The sequence below is a fragment of the Clostridium sp. CS1-1 genome (assembly GCF_056135525.1).
Map to the genome: position 1 here is coordinate 2,847,679 of NZ_CM148680.1, position 18,355 is coordinate 2,866,033.

The 18,355-nt window shown below is 31.8% G+C and carries 14 protein-coding genes; 2 read left to right on the top strand and 12 right to left on the bottom strand.

What is annotated here, in order from left to right:
• Positions 1 to 117: 117 nt before the first annotated feature.
• The 9 genes from AC0N0V_RS13400 to sstT all read right to left on the bottom strand — a co-directional run bounded on the left by AC0N0V_RS13400 (position 118) and on the right by sstT (position 12,334).
• Positions 118 to 1,275 carry a M20 family metallopeptidase gene (locus AC0N0V_RS13400; protein WP_474458503.1) on the bottom strand — a complete coding sequence of 386 codons (1,158 nt, stop codon included), beginning with the start codon at positions 1,273 to 1,275 and terminating at the stop codon, positions 118 to 120.
• 34 nt (positions 1,276 to 1,309) lie between these two features.
• Positions 1,310 to 2,542, bottom strand: a complete 1,233-nt coding sequence (locus AC0N0V_RS13405; protein WP_474458504.1) for an allantoate amidohydrolase — start codon at positions 2,540 to 2,542, stop codon at positions 1,310 to 1,312.
• 122 nt (positions 2,543 to 2,664) lie between these two features.
• Positions 2,665 to 3,849: a hypothetical protein gene (locus tag AC0N0V_RS13410; RefSeq protein WP_474458506.1), complete on the bottom strand. Its 1,185-nt coding sequence runs from the start codon at positions 3,847 to 3,849 to the stop codon at positions 2,665 to 2,667.
• Positions 3,850 to 4,723: 874 nt separating this feature from the next.
• Entirely contained in the window at positions 4,724 to 5,833 is a 1,110-nt protein-coding gene (locus tag AC0N0V_RS13415; protein ID WP_474458508.1) for a ribose-phosphate pyrophosphokinase, read from the bottom strand.
• A 257-nt stretch (positions 5,834 to 6,090) separates the two neighbouring features.
• Positions 6,091 to 6,777 (bottom strand): Crp/Fnr family transcriptional regulator, encoded by a 687-nt coding sequence (locus AC0N0V_RS13420; RefSeq protein ID WP_474458510.1) that lies wholly within the window; start codon positions 6,775 to 6,777, stop codon positions 6,091 to 6,093.
• Between the two features lie 114 nt (positions 6,778 to 6,891).
• Entirely contained in the window at positions 6,892 to 7,830 is a 939-nt protein-coding gene (hpdA, locus tag AC0N0V_RS13425; protein ID WP_474458512.1) for a 4-hydroxyphenylacetate decarboxylase activase, read from the bottom strand.
• A 4-nt stretch (positions 7,831 to 7,834) separates the two neighbouring features.
• A complete protein-coding gene (gene hpdC, locus AC0N0V_RS13430; protein ID WP_474458513.1) occupies positions 7,835 to 8,101 on the bottom strand; it encodes a 4-hydroxyphenylacetate decarboxylase small subunit in 267 nt (88 codons plus the stop codon).
• 4 nt (positions 8,102 to 8,105) lie between these two features.
• Positions 8,106 to 10,817 carry a 4-hydroxyphenylacetate decarboxylase large subunit gene (gene hpdB / locus AC0N0V_RS13435; protein ID WP_474458515.1) on the bottom strand — a complete coding sequence of 904 codons (2,712 nt, stop codon included), beginning with the start codon at positions 10,815 to 10,817 and terminating at the stop codon, positions 8,106 to 8,108.
• A 278-nt stretch (positions 10,818 to 11,095) separates the two neighbouring features.
• Positions 11,096 to 12,334: a serine/threonine transporter SstT gene (gene sstT, locus AC0N0V_RS13440; protein ID WP_474458517.1), complete on the bottom strand. Its 1,239-nt coding sequence runs from the start codon at positions 12,332 to 12,334 to the stop codon at positions 11,096 to 11,098.
• Between the two features lie 710 nt (positions 12,335 to 13,044).
• On the opposite strand from sstT, the gene AC0N0V_RS13445 reads away from it, so the two are divergent.
• Complete coding sequence (locus tag AC0N0V_RS13445) at positions 13,045 to 14,745, top strand: methyl-accepting chemotaxis protein (RefSeq protein ID WP_474458519.1); 1,701 nt, start codon at positions 13,045 to 13,047, stop codon at positions 14,743 to 14,745.
• Positions 14,746 to 14,821: 76 nt separating this feature from the next.
• Here the strand turns inward: AC0N0V_RS13445 and AC0N0V_RS13450 are convergent, their stop codons facing one another.
• Entirely contained in the window at positions 14,822 to 15,292 is a 471-nt protein-coding gene (locus AC0N0V_RS13450) for a hypothetical protein (protein ID WP_474458521.1), read from the bottom strand.
• Between the two features lie 784 nt (positions 15,293 to 16,076).
• Here AC0N0V_RS13450 and AC0N0V_RS13455 point away from each other — a divergent pair.
• A complete protein-coding gene (locus AC0N0V_RS13455; RefSeq protein ID WP_474458523.1) occupies positions 16,077 to 17,510 on the top strand; it encodes a pyridoxal phosphate-dependent decarboxylase family protein in 1,434 nt (477 codons plus the stop codon).
• Between the two features lie 117 nt (positions 17,511 to 17,627).
• On the opposite strand, the gene AC0N0V_RS13460 is transcribed toward AC0N0V_RS13455, so the two are convergent.
• Positions 17,628 to 17,990 carry a VOC family protein gene (locus AC0N0V_RS13460; RefSeq protein ID WP_474458525.1) on the bottom strand — a complete coding sequence of 121 codons (363 nt, stop codon included), beginning with the start codon at positions 17,988 to 17,990 and terminating at the stop codon, positions 17,628 to 17,630.
• A 15-nt stretch (positions 17,991 to 18,005) separates the two neighbouring features.
• Positions 18,006 to 18,335 carry an MGMT family protein gene (locus tag AC0N0V_RS13465; RefSeq protein WP_474458527.1) on the bottom strand — a complete coding sequence of 110 codons (330 nt, stop codon included), beginning with the start codon at positions 18,333 to 18,335 and terminating at the stop codon, positions 18,006 to 18,008.
• Positions 18,336 to 18,355: the final 20 nt, after the last annotated feature.

Here is an 18,355-nt window from a genome sequence, read left to right on the forward strand (position 1 = left end):
ATATTATGTATTATATTTTTATAGAAGTAAATGATAGCTATTAAAGTAAAATTTCGTAAAAATAAAGAACTATAAGCAAATCTTCCTAATTAAGACTCGCTTATAGTTCTTTATTTATTATTCATTTAAAAAATCTTGTGCATATTGCGCATACAGTGCAGAACCAATTTCAAGAGAGTCCTCATCAACAGTATATTTAGGATGATGTTGAGGATAGCATGCACCTTTAGCTTCATTCCTAGTACCTAATAATGCTAATATACCTGGCACCCTGTTTATATATTCTGAAAAATCTTCTCCACCTGTAATTTTTTCAATTACTATAGTCTTTGCACCAATTTTCTCTACAGATTTTTCTGCTCTCTTTGAACTTTTTCCATCATTAATTACAACAGCTGTTCCTAAACCATATTCTAATTCAGCTTCCGCCCTAAAAGTTGCTGCGGTATCCTGTGCAATTCTTTTAAGAATCGCAGGGAAATTATCTCTTATTTCAGGATTAAAACATCTAGTTGTTCCTTCCAAAACACCTTCACTAGCAATAACATTAAATCTCGTACCAGCATTAATAGACCCTATGCTTACAACTGCGGAGTCAAGTGGGTTTAATTCTCTGCTTACCACAGACTGTAAATTCATAACAATTGCAGAAGAAGCCACAGCAGCATCAACACCTTGATGAGGAGCTGAACCATGCCCACCTTTTCCTTTAACTTTAATTGTGAAAAAGTCTGCCGAGGCCATTAACGGACCCTCTTGTACGCATACAGAACCATATTGGATATTACTCCATATATGCATTCCGAATACTCCCCCTACACCATCAAGTACTCCAGCCTCTATCATTTTTTTAGCTCCTTCGGCAACTTCTTCAGCAGGTTGAAATACTAATCTTACTGTACCATTAAGTTCGTCCTTAATATCATTTAATATCATGGCAGCACCTAAAAGCATTGATATATGACAATCATGCCCACAAGCATGCATAAAACCTTCATTTTGAGATTTAAACTCACACTCATTCAATTCTGTAACGGATAATCCATCTATATCAGCTCTTAACAGAACTGTCTTCCCTGATTTCTTACCCCTAATATCTGCAACAACTCCCGTTTCTCCAACAATTTCACAAGGTACACCAATCTTATCTAACTCTTCTTTGATCTTTTCACTTGTCTTAAATTCGTTTAAGCTAGCTTCAGGATATCTGTGAAACTCTCTTCTTAAGTCAATAACATATTCTTTATATTTTTTAGCTAATTCTTTTATCCCCATTTTTTATGTCCCCCTAATAATATTTTTTACATGTTTACTTACAAAGATTTAAAATCTCGTGATATGCTAATTCAATACCTTTTTGAAGATCCTCATAATCTGTCCATTCTTCAGGACAATGACTTCTTCCATCTCTACTAGGTACAAAAATTAATCCAACCTTTGCAATGGATGCAATAATCATGGCATCATGACCTGCTCCACTAATCATAGTTTTCTTCTTAAACCCTAGTTCATCACAAATTCTTGTGAAATCTTCAACTATTCGTTCATCCAATTTAACTGGTGGCACATCAAGTTTTTGTATAATTTCTAAACTGCAATTTGCCTTAGCAGTGGTTTGTTTTAATAAAGCAACAATTTTATTGTGTACCTGTTTTTTACACTCTTCTTTTTTAGATCTTATATCAACAGTAAATGTAACCTCACTAGGCACAATATTTGCGGCTCCTGGTTTTAAATTTAAAATACCAATAGTGGCTACTGTGCCTTCGCCTGCTTCAATTGCAAATTCACTTACTTTTCCAATGACAGGTGCAGCGGCATCAAGCGCATTAGCTCTCATATTCATAGGCGTTGTGCCAGCATGGTCTGGTCTTCCTTTTATTATTACTTCTATTTCTTCTATCCCAACGATATGATCCACTATTCCAATATCAATATTGCTTTTTTCTAAAACTGGTCCCTGTTCAATATGAAGTTCTATAAATGCTCTTATATTTTCTCTTTTTCTTTCAGCTTTGTGTATTTCATCTGGATCAAATCCGAAGCTCTTCATTGCTTCTGCAATAGATATACCCTCTTTATCTTTAAATTCACCTAAAGATTCACGAGTTACCCTTCCTGTCATAGCCCTGCTGCCAAATAATCCACCACCGAATCTTCCGCCTTCTTCTTCGATCATTGCGATAAATTCAACAGAGTATTTAGGTTTAACATTATTCTCTTTAAAAGCTCTAGCAATCTCAAGGGCCATAGCAATTCCTGCAGGTCCATCAAAGTTACCACCATTTTTTACTGAGTCATAATGGGATCCAAGCATGACAACTGGCCCCTCCTCAATTTCACCCTGCAGTCTTCCAAAGATTGTTCCCGCTGCATCTTCATAGACCTTAAGTCCTGCCTCTTTCATCTCATTCTTTATGTAATTCCTAGCATCCCTATCTTCTTTAGTGAATGAAAACCTAGTAAGTCCTTTATCAGGTGATGAATTGAATTTTGATAATTGTTCAATATCATTTTTAATTCTTAGAAGCTTAGTTTTCATATTTTTCTTCCTCCTAATAAGTAATTTAAGACTATATTATAGTGATACAAATATTAAGCATTACTATAATACAGTCCAAATAGATGTATTGAATTTATCTTTACATATATTCCTAAGAAAGATTATAGTAATTTCACGAAGAATCCAGCTATAATAACTGATGCTATCGTAACTGTAGTAAATCCAGATACAAGCATTTTAGGAAGCATATCCCCAATTACATGTTCCTTTTCATCGTCAGTCTCGCATACCGATTTAATTGCTTCGTGAGTCAAAATATAATCAGCAGGAAAACCATATAATGCCGTTAAAGTTGAGGCAAATGCCATTTCTTTTGAGAAGCCTAATAGCTTTCCTAAAATTAGAGCCATAATATACATACCTATTACGCCTAAAATTATGATTCCAAATAAAGGCACCACTATTTGCTTTAACATTGCTGGAGTAGCTTGTGAAAGATTAGCAAAAATATATCCCATAAGAACTGTCATAAGGAATCCAAAGGCATTAGCCTTGTTTAAAGCTTTTTCCTCTAAAAATCCAATTTCACAGAAAATAACACCTAAAATTAAACAAATAACAAACTCATTAATATGTGTAATTGAACCCAGTTTTGAAGCAATCCATCCTACAAATCCTAATTTCAAAAGTATTATATATGGAGTTTGATATTGCTCTGGAAGCGGTGGTATAAGTTTTTTTCTTGGTGCTTCAGCTGCTGAAGCAGTTTCAGTTTTTGCTAATTTTGTATCCTTACCACCATTCTTATATAATCCAAGTACACGCCTTGCCTCTTTCTTAAGACAAAATGCTGAAATTGGATATCCAACGAATCCCTGCATTACATACATACATGTAGCAAGAACAGCAAGAGTAGGTAATCCTTTGTCTGCAGCACCCTTTGCCATCAATATGGATGCTACAACTCCTCCTGTAAGTGGTGGAGTCGCAACAACAACAGTCTGCCATCCAAACAATACCTTACCAGTAGTCATTGTCATAATACATATGCCTATAATTCCTCCAAATGAAATTATAACGGATCTCCACTGCCCTAATAATTCTTTAAGATTCATTAACGTTCCCATATGAACTAATAGTAAATACATGGAAATAGGAACTAATGGTGCTGCAAAGGACCCCTTAGCAATTAAGTCCTTAGGCATGAAAGTCCAAAACCCTATTAGAAATAAAACTGCTGACACGAAAACAGATGGAACAAAAGCCTTAGTTTTCGTAGAAACAAATTCTCCTGCCGCTAAAACGATTAATATAATCGTAAATGCTGCGATAACACTTAAAGTCATAGATACTCCCCCCTTTAAAACTAAAAACTTTTAAAGTGTATTTTTATTTAAAGCGTTGTCTATACTGCTATTTTTTATAGACAGCGAATTAAAACAAATTAAATATTATAATACAAAAATTATAAAAATCCCCTTATTGAGATAACAGCACTTGCTACAATAATGTAAACATTTTCTAATTGCAAAAATTTATATACAAGGCTATTTTACGAATTCTAAAATTATTTTATTAAAAATTATTAATATATCATTAGTTAATGTATTATTTTTTCAATTTAATACTCAATTTCATTATTTTGTAAATTATAACAACTAATTTCTAGAGTGTCAATGCGACAATTATTCAAAATTCGACTTTTGTTTTTCAGGGAACAAAAAATAAATTCTTTCCTAAAATTTTAGGAAAGAATTTTATGCATCTACTTATTAAGTTTGAATCTTATATCTCAATATAGAAGTGATTTTTTTACTAGTAGTATTTAAAAAGTAATAACTTTAAATACGGTTCACCTTTGAATACACTACCTCTTTGTAAGAAAGTCATGTATAAATATGTTTTAATTACTGTAATTACTTATCTCATTTTAATATTAAAAAATCTGAATGAATTTATTTCAATTTAAAATATATAAACCTATAAAATGCATAAGTTTTTTTTATTTCTTTATTAACTTATTTCTTTCGTTTTAAATATATTTATAATTTTAATATATCAATGATTAATTTAATGAATCTAATTAGCTTTTTTAATCAATAATATAAAAACTAAAAGTCCCTCCAGCTTATATTTACACTGAAGGGACTAACCTAAGAATCAAAAATTTATATTTACTATTTTGTTATTCGCTTATTATACTAATTTGCCTTTATTTTTCTACTTTTTATTTAATAATTCCTCAATAACTCCAGTAGCATCTAAATATGATGAAATGGATTTATTATAATTTAATTTATTTAGAACCATTGCAATAAAGAATGACATATCAACTTCTCTAAACCATTCAGCTTCTTTTACCTGCTGAGAAATATAAGTAAGATTTGTTGAATAAACTCTTTTTATAATACCTTCTTTATAGAACTTCTCAAATTTCTCTATTCCTTCAGTAAAGAATGCAAAAGTAGCTGCTACATAAACATTTTTCACATTGCGTTTCTTGAGTTCTAAGGCAATATCAAATACAGATTCTCCTGAAGCTATCATATCATCGACAATTAAAACATTGCAGCCTTCTACATCTCTTCCCATATATTCATGCTCTACAATAGGATTTTTACCATTTACAACTCTTGAGTGATCTCTTCTTTTATAAAATAATCCCACATCAACACCCAATACACTTGAATAGTAAATTGCTCTATCCATTGCACCAGTGTCAGGGCTTATAACTATCATATTATTTTTATTTATTTTTAAATCTTTCTCATTTGTAATAAATGATTTTACGATATCATAAGTAGGATATAAATTCTCAAAAGAAGTCAACGTAATAGCATTTTGAACATTAGGGTCATGGGCATCAAAGGTTATTATCTCATGTACTCCTAATCTTTCTAATTCCTGTAATGCCATCGCACAATCAAGAGATTCTCTACCTTTTCTTCTATGTTGTCTTGATGCATATAATAAAGGCATAATTACAGTGATTCTCTCTGCTTTTCCTCTAATCGCAGAAATCGTTCTCTTAATATCTTGAAAATGCTCATCTGGCCCCATATGATTCATAAAACCAAACATCTTATATTGGATACTATAATTACCAACATCACAAAGAATGTAAACATCTTTTCCTCTAATGGATTCATCTAATTTAACTTTTCCTTCACCATTAGAGAACCTTATGTCTTCAGTCTTAATTATGTATGACTTTTCTTCGTCTCTTTTAGCCCTAATATGATAATTTACTTTCTCTCCAAGCTCTCTACAGCTTTCTAATGCTATTATACCTAATTCACCATTAACTAATGTACTTTTAATATTCTCCATTTCAATCCTCTTTCCTCATAATGCTCGTATTATCCTGTTATATTATAAGTTATTGTGACAATACTTGTCTATAGTAACCTTATATCTTATTAGTACTATCTAAAGACGTTAACAATTTATTAACATTAATAAAGTTCTAAACATCATATGGAATTTTAACTGCACCTGACGCTTACGTAGCCGCCCTAATACTTCTCCTTATGGAACTATTAGAGCGGCTGTCATCAGATAAGTTGTTTTGTTATCTCCTAAAGTTTCTATTTATTTAATAATTTATTAAACTTAAAGTCATCACTATCTTTCTCGTTGAATTCTCTGACATAATTAGAAACATCTAAAAGGCGTTCTCTATCTAAAATAATAATTGTATTTCCATCCTTCCTTATGTAACTCATATGAACGAACTTATTTACAATGTTATATAAACTTTTTCTACTAACAGATAAAGTCTTGCAAAGACTATACATACTTTTAAATTTAAATATATCTTTTTCACAATTCTCTAAAATGTAAAAAGCAAATATTTCTTCCAATTTGAATAGATCCTTCATCATAAGCTTTTTATACATATAATATATTCTCTTGCTAGTCTTAAATAGGAATATTTTTAGAAACTCTGAATTCTTTTGTAGCTTTTTAAAAGTATTCTTGTCTATCTTTAATAGGGAAGCATTACTTGTAGCAGTTATATCACAAAATAAATTTTGATCATACATATAGCTAATTTTACCAACAAATTCATTTTCAGAAAGCTCATCTACTAAAAAACTTCTACCGTATTTAGTTATAAATTCCACTTTAACTTTTCCGTCCAATATAAAAAAAATCTCTTCAAGATTTTCATTGGAACGAGTTATGTATTGTCCCTTTTTATAGTTTACAATAGATATTTCATTTAAATAATCTTTTACATAGTCATACATAAAGGTATTCTCTAGCTCCATAACCAATCATCCTTTGTAAAAAAATATACACTTAATATTATAAAGGAAAAACTAGTAATTCCAATAGTAGAATTACTAGTTTTATAAAATTTATACTAAGTAGATTACAATCGTCTAGAATAAAGTATCATGTCCGATATAACAAACTATATTATTCTCTAGAAACAAATTTTGAAGTTCCTCTAACCTATAATCACTAATATCTCCATCAGCTGCATACTCATACTCTTGACCAAGCTGTGTCCATTTTGATTCTCCAAGTCTATGAAAAGGAAGAATGTTTATTTCAACTAGCTCATTAGAATGCATGAAATTTATTAACTGCAATATATTTCCATCATCATCATTGAACCCACATATTACTGGCATTCTTAAGACAAGGCGGCCAGCCCAATTAGATTTTGAAAGTAAAGATATATTCTTGTTAATTATATCATTATGAACTCCTGTCTTTTCTCTATGTTTTTCCCTATCCATGTGCTTAACATCGATAAATGCAAAATCTATATATTTCATTACATTAAGAAATATCTCCTCATTAGTGTATGCAGTTGTTTCTATAGCTGTATGGATGTCCTTCTCCTTACACATTTTAAGTATTGTAAGTAAAAAATCACTTTGACCAAATGGCTCTCCACCGCTAAAGGTGACTCCACCATTACTTCTCCAATTATTTGAGTCTCTTATTAATATATTCATTAATTCATCAACATTATATTCTTTAGCACAAACCTTTAAGGCACTTTTATAACAAGCTTTAGAACACTCAAAAGTAGTACAGGACTTACATACATTAAAGTTTAGTATTGGTTTATTCTCTTTATCAAAGCTTAGACCACCTTTACCACAGGAATCCTTGCATGTTGTGCAGCCTTTTGTATATTTACAAGATAGCTCACTAAACATGATATGTGGTTTCTTGCTCCAACTTTCAGGATTTGCACACCATTTACAGCTAAGAGGACATCCGCTCATAAATACAGTAGTTCTACAACCTGGACCGTCATGAACTGAAAAACTCTGTATGTCAAATATCATTCCTTTAGTATCCACAACGTTACCCCTCAATTTTAAATCCATGAGCATCACAAGTTATTGCATTAAGGCTACCATAAACCCAATCTTCTTTAGATAAACCTTTGCATACTCCTATGCCTTTTTCGTCAGCATTATGGAAGTGCTCACAATTATTACATTTAGGAGCTAATTCCAACTTGCCGCACACCTCAGTATCTATATTAATTAGTTTTTTAGTTAACCTACATATTCCTTTAGTTGCATCTATACTGGAAAAATTTAAACAATCATTATGCTTTAATGCCATATTATTACACTCCTTCATGTTCAGTTCTAGATATTACTTCGTCTTGGATAGGTTTTCCAAGCTCACACCAATACTGTGTAAATCCAGCTACACGAACTAATAAATCTCTATACTCATCTGGTGATTTTTGTGCAGTTTTTAATATATTGGAATCTATAATATTGTACTGTACATGAGTACCACCTCTTCTCATGTACGTCCTAGTTAAATCCAATAGCTTTCTTGTACCTTGTATACCTTTTAACGCAACTGGATGAATTTTAAGATTCATCTGAGAGTTTTGTGATGTAGTATGATCCCAAATATTAGCTGATTCAAATAATGCATACAAACCATTCTTATCTGTTCCTGGGTATGCAGATACTGAACCATCAGAATAAGTAGTTCCACCTAATCTTCCATCTAGTGTTGCTAAAGTAGCTGCTCCTTGTGGTCCATGAGTTGAAACAGATATTTGACAAGGATACATCTTTTTTCCATATAAGGATTCAGCTTTGCTGCATGCCACTGCGAGCCACTCCTCATACTCTTTTAAAATACTATCAACATAAATATCGTTATTTCCGTATTTAGGTGATTTTAGACAATCCCCGTATATCTCGTCATACTTATAAGTTCCATCAATCTTTACCTGTTCTGCTAATGAATAATTGCCAATCTCAGATGCCTGTTTATAACCAAAGTTATTTAAAATACCATCTACCATTTCTTCAAGAGTATACTTATTGCTATCATATACTAAACTCTTTAGGGCCGCTAGAGAGTTTATCATTGTGATAGTGCCGCAAGTCTCTACGTTAAAAGTCCCATTGTATCTATAACCCATATTTCCTATATGCTGCCCCTTATCTAAAGAGTCTGGTTTAAGAAATGAGTTTATTACAGCCATATTTTGCTTTCTCCAAATATCATGTTCGATGTTGTTGGTTTTAGCGAGAATTTGTATTGTATCTTCATAATAATGTTTAAAGGTTTCAACCAATTCATCAAAATTCTCAAGTTTCTTATTATGAGGCGGATAAACTTGCATTCCAGTTCTATGGTCTTTTCCGTTAGTTAAAACTAGTTCAAGAATTTTCGGATTGGCTAAAAAGTGAACACCAACACTAGTAGGTTGACCAGCACCTCCTGGAATTTCATAATTCTTACCGTTTAGTGTTAATGTTTTGAAGCAGCAAGGAGATATTTCTAAGCAGCCTCCTATTGAAACTGCCCTAGCTTCTTCTATAGTCATTCCTTCAGAACCATATTGGTTTATCATGAAGTCCATTGCATTTCTATTATTAACCCATGCAGGGTAACCAGTTCCAGTTTTGCAACACTCAGTAGCTTTTATTAAGAACTCTTCCGGAAGTTTTTCATCATACATTACTGTTAAGGTCGGTTGGGGAGTTCGACAGGTCATTCCTGCTTCTAATATTATAAGTTCTAATTCATTTGCTGCAGATTGATTTTGCCTTGTTAATCCGCCTAGAGATAAGTTATTAAAGGTGTTGCCTGATAATACTCCACCATTAACTCCTGCCGAAGCAAAAACATCTATACAAGTTATTTTTATTCTATAAAGTTCCATAAGCTCAAGCGTTTCTTCCTTTGTTAACCTACCACTTGCTATATCCTGTTCATACCAAGGATATAATACTTGTCCAAGTTTTCCTATAGATAGTCCAGATATAACATCTTCATTTAATACAGCAATATGTAAGGCATATGACAACTGGAGTGCCTCTCTAAAACTGCGTGGTTGATTATGAGCTATAGACTCTAGACATTCAGCTATATCGTTATACTCCTTTTTTTCTTGTTCATTAAATGCTGTCTTCTCTAAAAATCTTGCATGTTTAGCATAGTTGAGAATCCACTGCTGAAGCCCTTCTATAGTAATAATAACAGCTTCGTAAAAATAAAGTCTGTCCATACCTATTAAACCATCACCATCTGCATTTCCAGCAACCTTATCTCTACATTCTTTTGCTATTTCCTTAAGCTTATCAAAACCGTACTGTAATGGATAGTAATAATTAATTACTTCTCTACCCTGTGGTATTGTATAGCCTGAGTCAAACATACATACTAAACTTCTCATTATTCTTTCTTTAGTATCGTACTCAGGTACCATTTTTTCATATCTAAGGCTTACATCTTCTACAGATTTACCAACCCATTCATTTGCAACCTTTAAAAGAGCAGGAATTTCTTCTTTTCTCATGCCAAACTTACCAGCAATAGAAACTACTTCTCCAAAGCTCTTGGTTACGTTTCCACCGCCTTGTCCAACATGACTTAATTCGTCTGCTGCACTCCCAACTGATTTAGAAGCTTCTTTTGAAATCTCATCTCCTTGTGCAACGAAGAAACTTTCACTAAGCCATGGCATTGGGAATGATCCTCTGTAATGACGGGTTTTCTGCATAACTAACTTTTCACCAGGTATAATATTGGGAGTAACACGAGAAAAGGCTTCTCTTAAAGCTTTGGCTCTTCTTACTACTGTGACTTCTCCATCCAGTTCCTTCCACTTCCTGTTATACCAATATGGGAACTCCATATCTGCAGTAGCTAGAGTATTATAAAAAACATCTCTTAATGCATTAGCCCTAGGAGTTGGTTCTTTCTCTAAATTGTTTTGCTTTACATATCCATTTGAATATTTATTTATATCTATTCCTTTTGCTGATAAAATCTCTTTCATTTTATCTTCTATCAATTTATCCATATATTTGCCCCCTTTAATCATTGTCTATGGATAATATACTATAAATTTACAATAGGAAGATAGTGTAAATTACACTAAAATAAGCTTTTATCATCAATCTTTATAGTTTAAATTTAGATGTATTTGTTCACATCCTATATGATGCCAAGAACTCTATTTATATAATTCAAAAGAGAAAGCCCTCTATCGCAGACCATAAACCGCGAATAGAGGACTTTAATAGATGTAATAACAACATCATCATTTAGCTCTATACTTATTAATAATGATTTTTCTTTTTATGCTACCGAATCGATATTGATTTCTTTTCCTTCTTTACGCCACTTAGCAAATTCAGCTGTTGCTGTAAAAAGTGCGTCTGTAGATGAGTTAAGTGCTGTTTCACAAGAGTCTTGTAAAACACCTACGATAAATCCTACACCAACTACCTGCATAGCAACGTCATTTGGGATACCGAACAAGCTACATGCTAGCGGAATAAGTAGTAATGAACCACCAGCAACCCCTGAAGCACCGCAAGCAGCTACAGCAGACAGAACGCTTAGGATTATTGCCGTTGGTATATCTACTTGAATACCAAGAGTGTTAACTGCTGCTAAAGTCAGAACAGAAATAGTAACAGCTGCACCAGCCATATTAATCGTAGCGCCTAGTGGAATAGATACAGAATAAGTATCCTTATCTAAACCTAGTTTTTCACATAAGCTCATATTTACAGGAATGTTTGCAGCTGAGCTACGTGTAAAGAATGCTGTAATTCCACTTTCCTTTAAGCACTTAAACACAAGTGGGTATGGGTTTTGACGAATATTTAAATACACAATAATTGGATTAAGAACAACAGCTACAAATAACATACAACCAAGTAAAACTGCAAGTAATTTTCCATAGCTAAGTAATGATCCTAGTCCGTTTGTAGCAATAGCATCAAATACAAGACCCATGATTCCTAATGGTGCAAAGTTTATAACCCATCTAACCATTTGGGATACTGCATCTGAAAAATTAGAAATCATAGTTTTTGTGGAATCAGCTGCATTTTTTAAAGCAAATCCAAGAACTACTGCCCAAGATAGTATACCAATATAATTGGCACTATAAAGTGCTTTTATTGGATTGTCCACAACGTTCATCAATAATGCTTTAAGAACCTCTGCAACTCCTCCAGGAGGCGTCACGTCCTTAGCTCCGGATGCAAGTGTTAAGCTTACTGGGAATATAAAACTTGCAACAACGGCTATAAATCCAGCTAGAAATGTTCCTAAAAGATAAAGGACTATAATTGATTTCATATTGGTTTGATGACCACTCTTGTGTTGTGATATTGCCCCCATTACCAAAAAGAAAACTAATATAGGTGCAATCGCTTTCAAAGCTCCCACAAATAAAGAACCTAAAATGATAACTGGTTTTGCTTGTTGTGGAACCGTTACTGCCAATATAATACCAATGATTAAACCTATAATTATTCTTTTTACTAGGCTCATTTGATTCCATTTATTCATTAGATTTTTCATGATTTTTTCCTCCTTAATTAATAATATAAAAATAATACAACGTAGAGCCACTTTAGGTATGCTATTATTGGACTGTTTGTCCCTAACAGCATCCCGTATTAGAAGTATATCACATTTTTCGTCTAATGTGAATCAAAAAATTAATTTTTCTGAATTCAGGTTATTGATTTAATAATTATTTGTAGTCAAAATTGCCAAAATTAAGATGTAAATGCTTTCATTTCTTCTCTTTTGAAATTAACGAAAGATTCATAATTTAAAACTATATGTATGTCTTTCATAGAAATAATAAAATGATCTAAACTTTGCTTACACGTTGCAAATACACAAAATTCTTAAGTTCATTATTCATTTTCAATTCTCTTCTCTTAGTTTCTGAACACTTTAATAACTGGAAATTGTAAGTCGATGCGCTCATTTATAATATAGTAAAATGTTCATATTTTGTTAATATTTTATTCATAATTTAATAAACTTACAACTAATATTGCAGAATAGAAAAGGGACTGTCTCAACTTTTTAGCATAACTCAAATCTCTCCTTTAATATTTAAGTTCAATTTCTTGATTAAAATTTTAAAATAAGCTAGTAACTTTATACTCAACAATACTGTATATATTGAATAATATAAAAAGGGTGATTTTATTATCACATTATTTAATGTAAAATCTAACAATCGTTATTTTAAATCTAACATGGGGGGATTATTTATGCTGAAAAAACTCAATAATATTAAAATAGTTACTTCTGTAATTATAATGTCAATTGTTGCAATAACCTTTACTTCAATGATAGGCATATTGGGATATTCAGGCATTGATAAGGTAAATGATTACATCGGAATTATGTATCACCAAAGGGTGCAACCTCTTGGTATTAGTTCTGGTATAAGAGGAGAATTTGCTACTATGCGGATTGAATCCCATAAAGAAATTCTCAAGTATAATCCAACACATAATGATGCAATTACTAAGCATAATGAAAATATTCAAAAATATTTAGATCAATATACTAAGTTAAAGTTAGATACTGCCGAGTCGAAATTCTTAAATGAATTTACCACTAATTACGAGACTTATCTTCAATCTTGGAATAAGATAAATATAATATTAAGCAGCGGAGGTAAAATGTCTGGTGCTGATTATGAAAAAATGTCCGATGCAGCCTCTAAGTGTGAAAATGCACTTTTCAATCTAAAGACCTATAATATAGAAAAATCAAAAGAATTAGATTCTCAAAGTGATGCTATCCATTTAAAAACAATAAAATTATTTATAATACTTCTTTCTCTAGCCATTATTGTTTTTATAATAATTTCTTGTACTGTAATCAAAATAACTAAAGACTCAGTAAAAGATATGAATAATAGTTTGAAAACCTTATCAACTGGAGATTTCACAATAAACTTAGAAACAAAAAACAAAAATGAATTTGGAGTAATGAAAAACACACTGGCACAAATGATTAAGCAAGTATCTACGATTATTAGATCTGTCAAAGAAAACTCAGGTATTATCAATGTAAATGCTGAAAATTTATCCTCAGTAGCTGATGAAATGTCTGCTTCATCCGAGAATATAACTAATGCTATACAGGAGGTAGCTCAAGGTAATACTTCTCAAAGTGAAGATTTAATGAACATTACTATCATATTAAATGAATTTGGGAATCGAATTAATGATATAGCTGCTTCAATACAAAATATTGAGTTAGGTTCTAAAAAAATTAATACTATGACTGAGGATAGCAATAATGATATGGAAACCTTAATGCTATCTTTTAATGAAGCTAGCAATTCTTTTAAGGACTTGTTTGATAAAGTAAATAATCTAGGTGAAAATATGAACAAAATAAATGAAATAACTAATCTAATTAATGGTATCGCTAATCAAACTAACCTTTTAGCTTTAAATGCATCTATAGAGGCTGCTAGAGCTGGAGAACATGGTCGTGGATTTGCTGTAGTAGCAGAGGAAATTAGAAAGTTAGCTGAGGAATGCAAGACGTCTTCCGAAAACATTTACACATTGATTAGCAATACCCAATATAACAAAAATGTAATGATAGATACTGCTCATAATATGGAAAATGAGTTAACTAAGCAAGTTAGTGTAGTTGCTAAAACAATAAGCTCCTTTAAGGATATGCTTGCTGAATTAAATGATATTAATCCTAAAATTGAAGCCGTTAACTTATCCGTAATAAATATAACTGAACAAAAATCATCTATCTTACAAAAGGTTGAGGAAACTTCTGCTGTATCAGAAGAAATATCAGCTTCGTCAGAAGAAATTGTAGCATCCTCACAGGAAATGTATGCTTCCACTGAGGAAGTAGCATCCACTTCTCTGAGCTTAGCTAGTATGACTAAGAAAATGCTTGAACAGGTTAATAAGTTTAAGTTATCTTGATGATATCTATTACAAAAATATTAGACTCTAAAGAGATTTTTCTTTGGAGTTTAATATTTTTGTAGTAACCCTCCAATTAGTTAGATTTTAACAGTAGTTCTATGTCACTAATATGTTTTTGATCTTCTTTTATAATTTCTGATAGTATTTCGTAATTTCTTGTGTCTATATCTTGTTGTGAAGTAACAAATAGCCCCCTAATCCTGAGAACTAATGCTAGATTTTCTTTTTCAAACATTAATGAAAATTCCAACAGCTCTTTAATATTACTTATATTCTTTCTTGTCTGAATCCTTGAAAATTCATACACTAGTTTAGCCGCTTTATCATAAACTGCAAAGTTAACATCAATATCTCTATACACAGACACTCTCTTCTTCAAATCTTCATATGCTCTTATATGTCTAATCTCTTGATTTGAGAAAACTTTACATACAATTTTTATTTTTTCTTCCCATCCAGGATTTTGCGCCATTTTCATATATAATTGATAACCTTCCTTTTCGATTGCAATTAGCTTATCAATTAAATCAATAATAGTATACATAATCTCCTCTCCCATACTTTTTACAGTTTATACTTAATTAATCCAAAGACTTTATTAAAATTATTTTAAAAACTATGTTTATATCTTTATAATTTTATCCTTAGCATATAATTTACTTGAAATCCACATCCAAAGTATAACATACAAAATAGAAAAATACAGGGAATCTAACCTCTCACCTGCCCAAGGAGTCACAAATTTAAGTGTTACCAATTTACAAAAGAGTAAAGGTTCCTTAAATTGATCATCATAAATAGGAATTCTCCAAAGAGTTCTTATTATAAGTTCAGAAACTAAGTAAACATAAATTGGATTACTCCCCAAAAACATGAAAGGTTTAAGTAAGCTTTCTTTCTTGTGAATATCACAAATTAAATATAGTACAGCTAAAATTAAAGCTGCAACTGCAGCAGTTATAAGAACGAATGTAATAACTTCTAAGTCATAACTACCAGATTACGCTTAATAAACTACTTTTGTTTATATTTTACTATATAAATAGCAAAATTTATAATATTGACTGTTATGCACCATATAAATATATAATATGTTATAAATACTATAACATACCATAACAATTTTTGTGAATAAAGTAAACCCAAACATCTAATAGTTGCTATTGCGGAGGTATCGTAATTAGTATATAGTAGTTGTTAATATTATCCCTTAAAAATAACGATGGCTTAATAGAAAGAGCTTATAAAATACGAACTGAACTAATAAAATAAATCATATACAAATAGCACCCGTTAACTTTAACATAGTGTGAGAGGAGAATATTATTATGGACAAATATTTAAAAAGTGATTTAAACAACATTGATACTCTATTAGAAAAAGTAAAAATTAATGCTTGTGATTTTCTGAAACATATTGAGAACATCCCAACCTTTCCATTGAATTCAAATGATCATAGCACTTCTCAATTGAATAAAGATGGATTAGGAGGAGAAAAAGCTTTAGAAGAATTTATGCAGAGGTTTTATAATGGAATAGTTTCCAGTGCAGGATCTAAATACTTTGGTTTTGTAACAGGTGGGTCAACTCCTGCAGCCTTGATAGGAGATTGGTTGGTTAGTGCATTTGATCAAAATGCTACTGTAAGAGATAACTCTAGCGCTGCAAAGATTGAGGAAGAAGCTATTAATTTATTAAAACAACTCTTTAATTTACCGCAAATTTATTCAGGAGCTTTCGTAACTGGTGCTACTATGGCTAATTTTGTAGGCTTAGCAATTGGAAGACAGTGGGTAGCTAATGAACTAGGTTTTGATATAGCTAAAAATGGTATTTATGGTCTACCACCAATAAAAGTTATAAGTTCTACTCCTCATTCAAGTATTTTAAAAGCTTTATCTATGCTAGGTATGGGAAGAGATAACATGCACTATATATCATCTATTGATGGAAGAGAATCTATAGATGTTGCTGCATTAGAGGCTTACTTGAAACAAATGCATGGTATGCCATGCATTGTGGTAGCAAATGCAGGCACTGTAAACACTGTTGATTTTGACAACTTAAAACAAATTGGAGAATTAAAGAAAGAATATAACTTCTTTCTTCATATAGATGCGGCTTTTGGAGGTTTTGCTGCCTGCTCTCCAATATATAAAAAATTTATGGAAGGAATAGATACTGCAGATTCTATTACGATAGACGCACACAAATGGCTTAATGTCCCTTATGATAGTGCAATGCAGTTTACTAGACATTCTAAGCTTCAGCTTCAAGTTTTTCAAAATAATGCGATTTATTTAGGGGAGCTTTCAGAAAACCCTGATTTTGTTCATTTAACTCCAGAAAACTCCAGAAGACTAAGAGCTCTTCCAGCATGGTTCACCTTAAAAGCTTACGGAAAAAATGGATACCAAGAAATAGTTGAAAGAAATTGTAGTTTAGCAAGATTATTAAGTTCAAAAATTGAAGAATCTAAAAACTTCAAATTATTATCTGATACAAGACTAAACGTAGTTTGTTTTACTGTAAACTTAGGTGAAAATGACACTACATTAGAACAAGTTCAGAAGTTCTTGAAGATTGTCAATGAAGATGGCAGAGCATTCTTTACCCAAACTATGTACAAAGGAATACCTGGAATAAGAGCAGCTATTAGTAACTGGAGAACAGAAGAAGAGGATATTGAAACTGCATGGGAAGTATTAAATCAAGCTTTTGAAAATATGGTCACCCATTATAATACTAAACAAAGACCCTAGTACAATTCCTACAAACTCATTTATATGTGCATATTGTAGGTAGCTTACACTAATATTTAACAAGCTCACTTTACTTGCTAGCACCACATAGGTCTAGTTAATAAAGTGAGCTTGCCGTTAAATATTCTCTACAAACTGAATTTTTAATCCATTTGGATCTAGCACATAGAAAAACTTAGTATGGGGATTAGGCTGAAATGGTCCACTATGGATATCTATGCCTTTTTCTTTAACAAAATCCATCATTTCGTCTACTGAATTCACTTCGAATCCAAGTGAAATATCATGACCGAAGCTTACTTCTTCTAGCGCTTCATTGCATATCAGTTCAACTTTTGTTTCTCCATCGCCCAAAAATGCAATTTCTACTCCTGGGCCTGCGTTGAATCTTCTATTTATGTTAAGCCCAACTGTCTCCTCGTAAAACTTTAGAGATTCCTCTAAGTTCTTAACCATTAATGTACTCCAACAAAATTTCATAATTTAATTCCTCCCTTAATTATCTTTATTACTTAATGTTCCACTCCACAAATGTTTTTCCATATCTATACATCCATTTTTATTAAAAGTAATTCCTTCTGAAATTAACATGGCTCTTTGAAGCTCCGGTGAACCAAAAACATAATCAGGTGCCATCTCACCAAATCTGTTAACTACCCTGTGACAGGGTATGCTGAGATATTTTGGTACTGATCTCATAGCCCATCCTACTACTCTAGCACTTCTTGGCTTACCTAATAAAATAGCTATTTGCCCATAAGTAGCAACCTTCCCCTCTGGTATCTGGGAAACTATTTTGTAGACTTCTGAGAAAAAATCCTTCAATAGTATTTTACTCCTCTCAC

Bases quoted from the DNA above. Each gene is read 5' to 3' on its own strand.
- AC0N0V_RS13400 (WP_474458503.1), bottom strand. From the start codon at position 1,275: ATGGGGATAAAAGAATTAGCTAAAAAATATAAAGAATATGTTATTGAC.
- AC0N0V_RS13405 (WP_474458504.1), bottom strand. From the start codon at position 2,542: ATGAAAACTAAGCTTCTAAGAATTAAAAATGATATTGAACAATTATCA.
- AC0N0V_RS13410 (WP_474458506.1), bottom strand. From the start codon at position 3,849: ATGACTTTAAGTGTTATCGCAGCATTTACGATTATATTAATCGTTTTA.
- AC0N0V_RS13415 (WP_474458508.1), bottom strand. From the start codon at position 5,833: ATGGAGAATATTAAAAGTACATTAGTTAATGGTGAATTAGGTATAATA.
- AC0N0V_RS13420 (WP_474458510.1), bottom strand. From the start codon at position 6,777: ATGGAGCTAGAGAATACCTTTATGTATGACTATGTAAAAGATTATTTA.
- hpdC (WP_474458513.1), bottom strand. From the start codon at position 8,101: ATGGCATTAAAGCATAATGATTGTTTAAATTTTTCCAGTATAGATGCA.
- hpdB (WP_474458515.1), bottom strand. From the start codon at position 10,817: ATGGATAAATTGATAGAAGATAAAATGAAAGAGATTTTATCAGCAAAA.
- sstT (WP_474458517.1), bottom strand. From the start codon at position 12,334: ATGAAAAATCTAATGAATAAATGGAATCAAATGAGCCTAGTAAAAAGA.
- AC0N0V_RS13445 (WP_474458519.1), top strand. From the start codon at position 13,045: ATGCTGAAAAAACTCAATAATATTAAAATAGTTACTTCTGTAATTATA.
- AC0N0V_RS13450 (WP_474458521.1), bottom strand. From the start codon at position 15,292: ATGTATACTATTATTGATTTAATTGATAAGCTAATTGCAATCGAAAAG.
- AC0N0V_RS13455 (WP_474458523.1), top strand. From the start codon at position 16,077: ATGGACAAATATTTAAAAAGTGATTTAAACAACATTGATACTCTATTA.
- AC0N0V_RS13460 (WP_474458525.1), bottom strand. From the start codon at position 17,990: ATGAAATTTTGTTGGAGTACATTAATGGTTAAGAACTTAGAGGAATCT.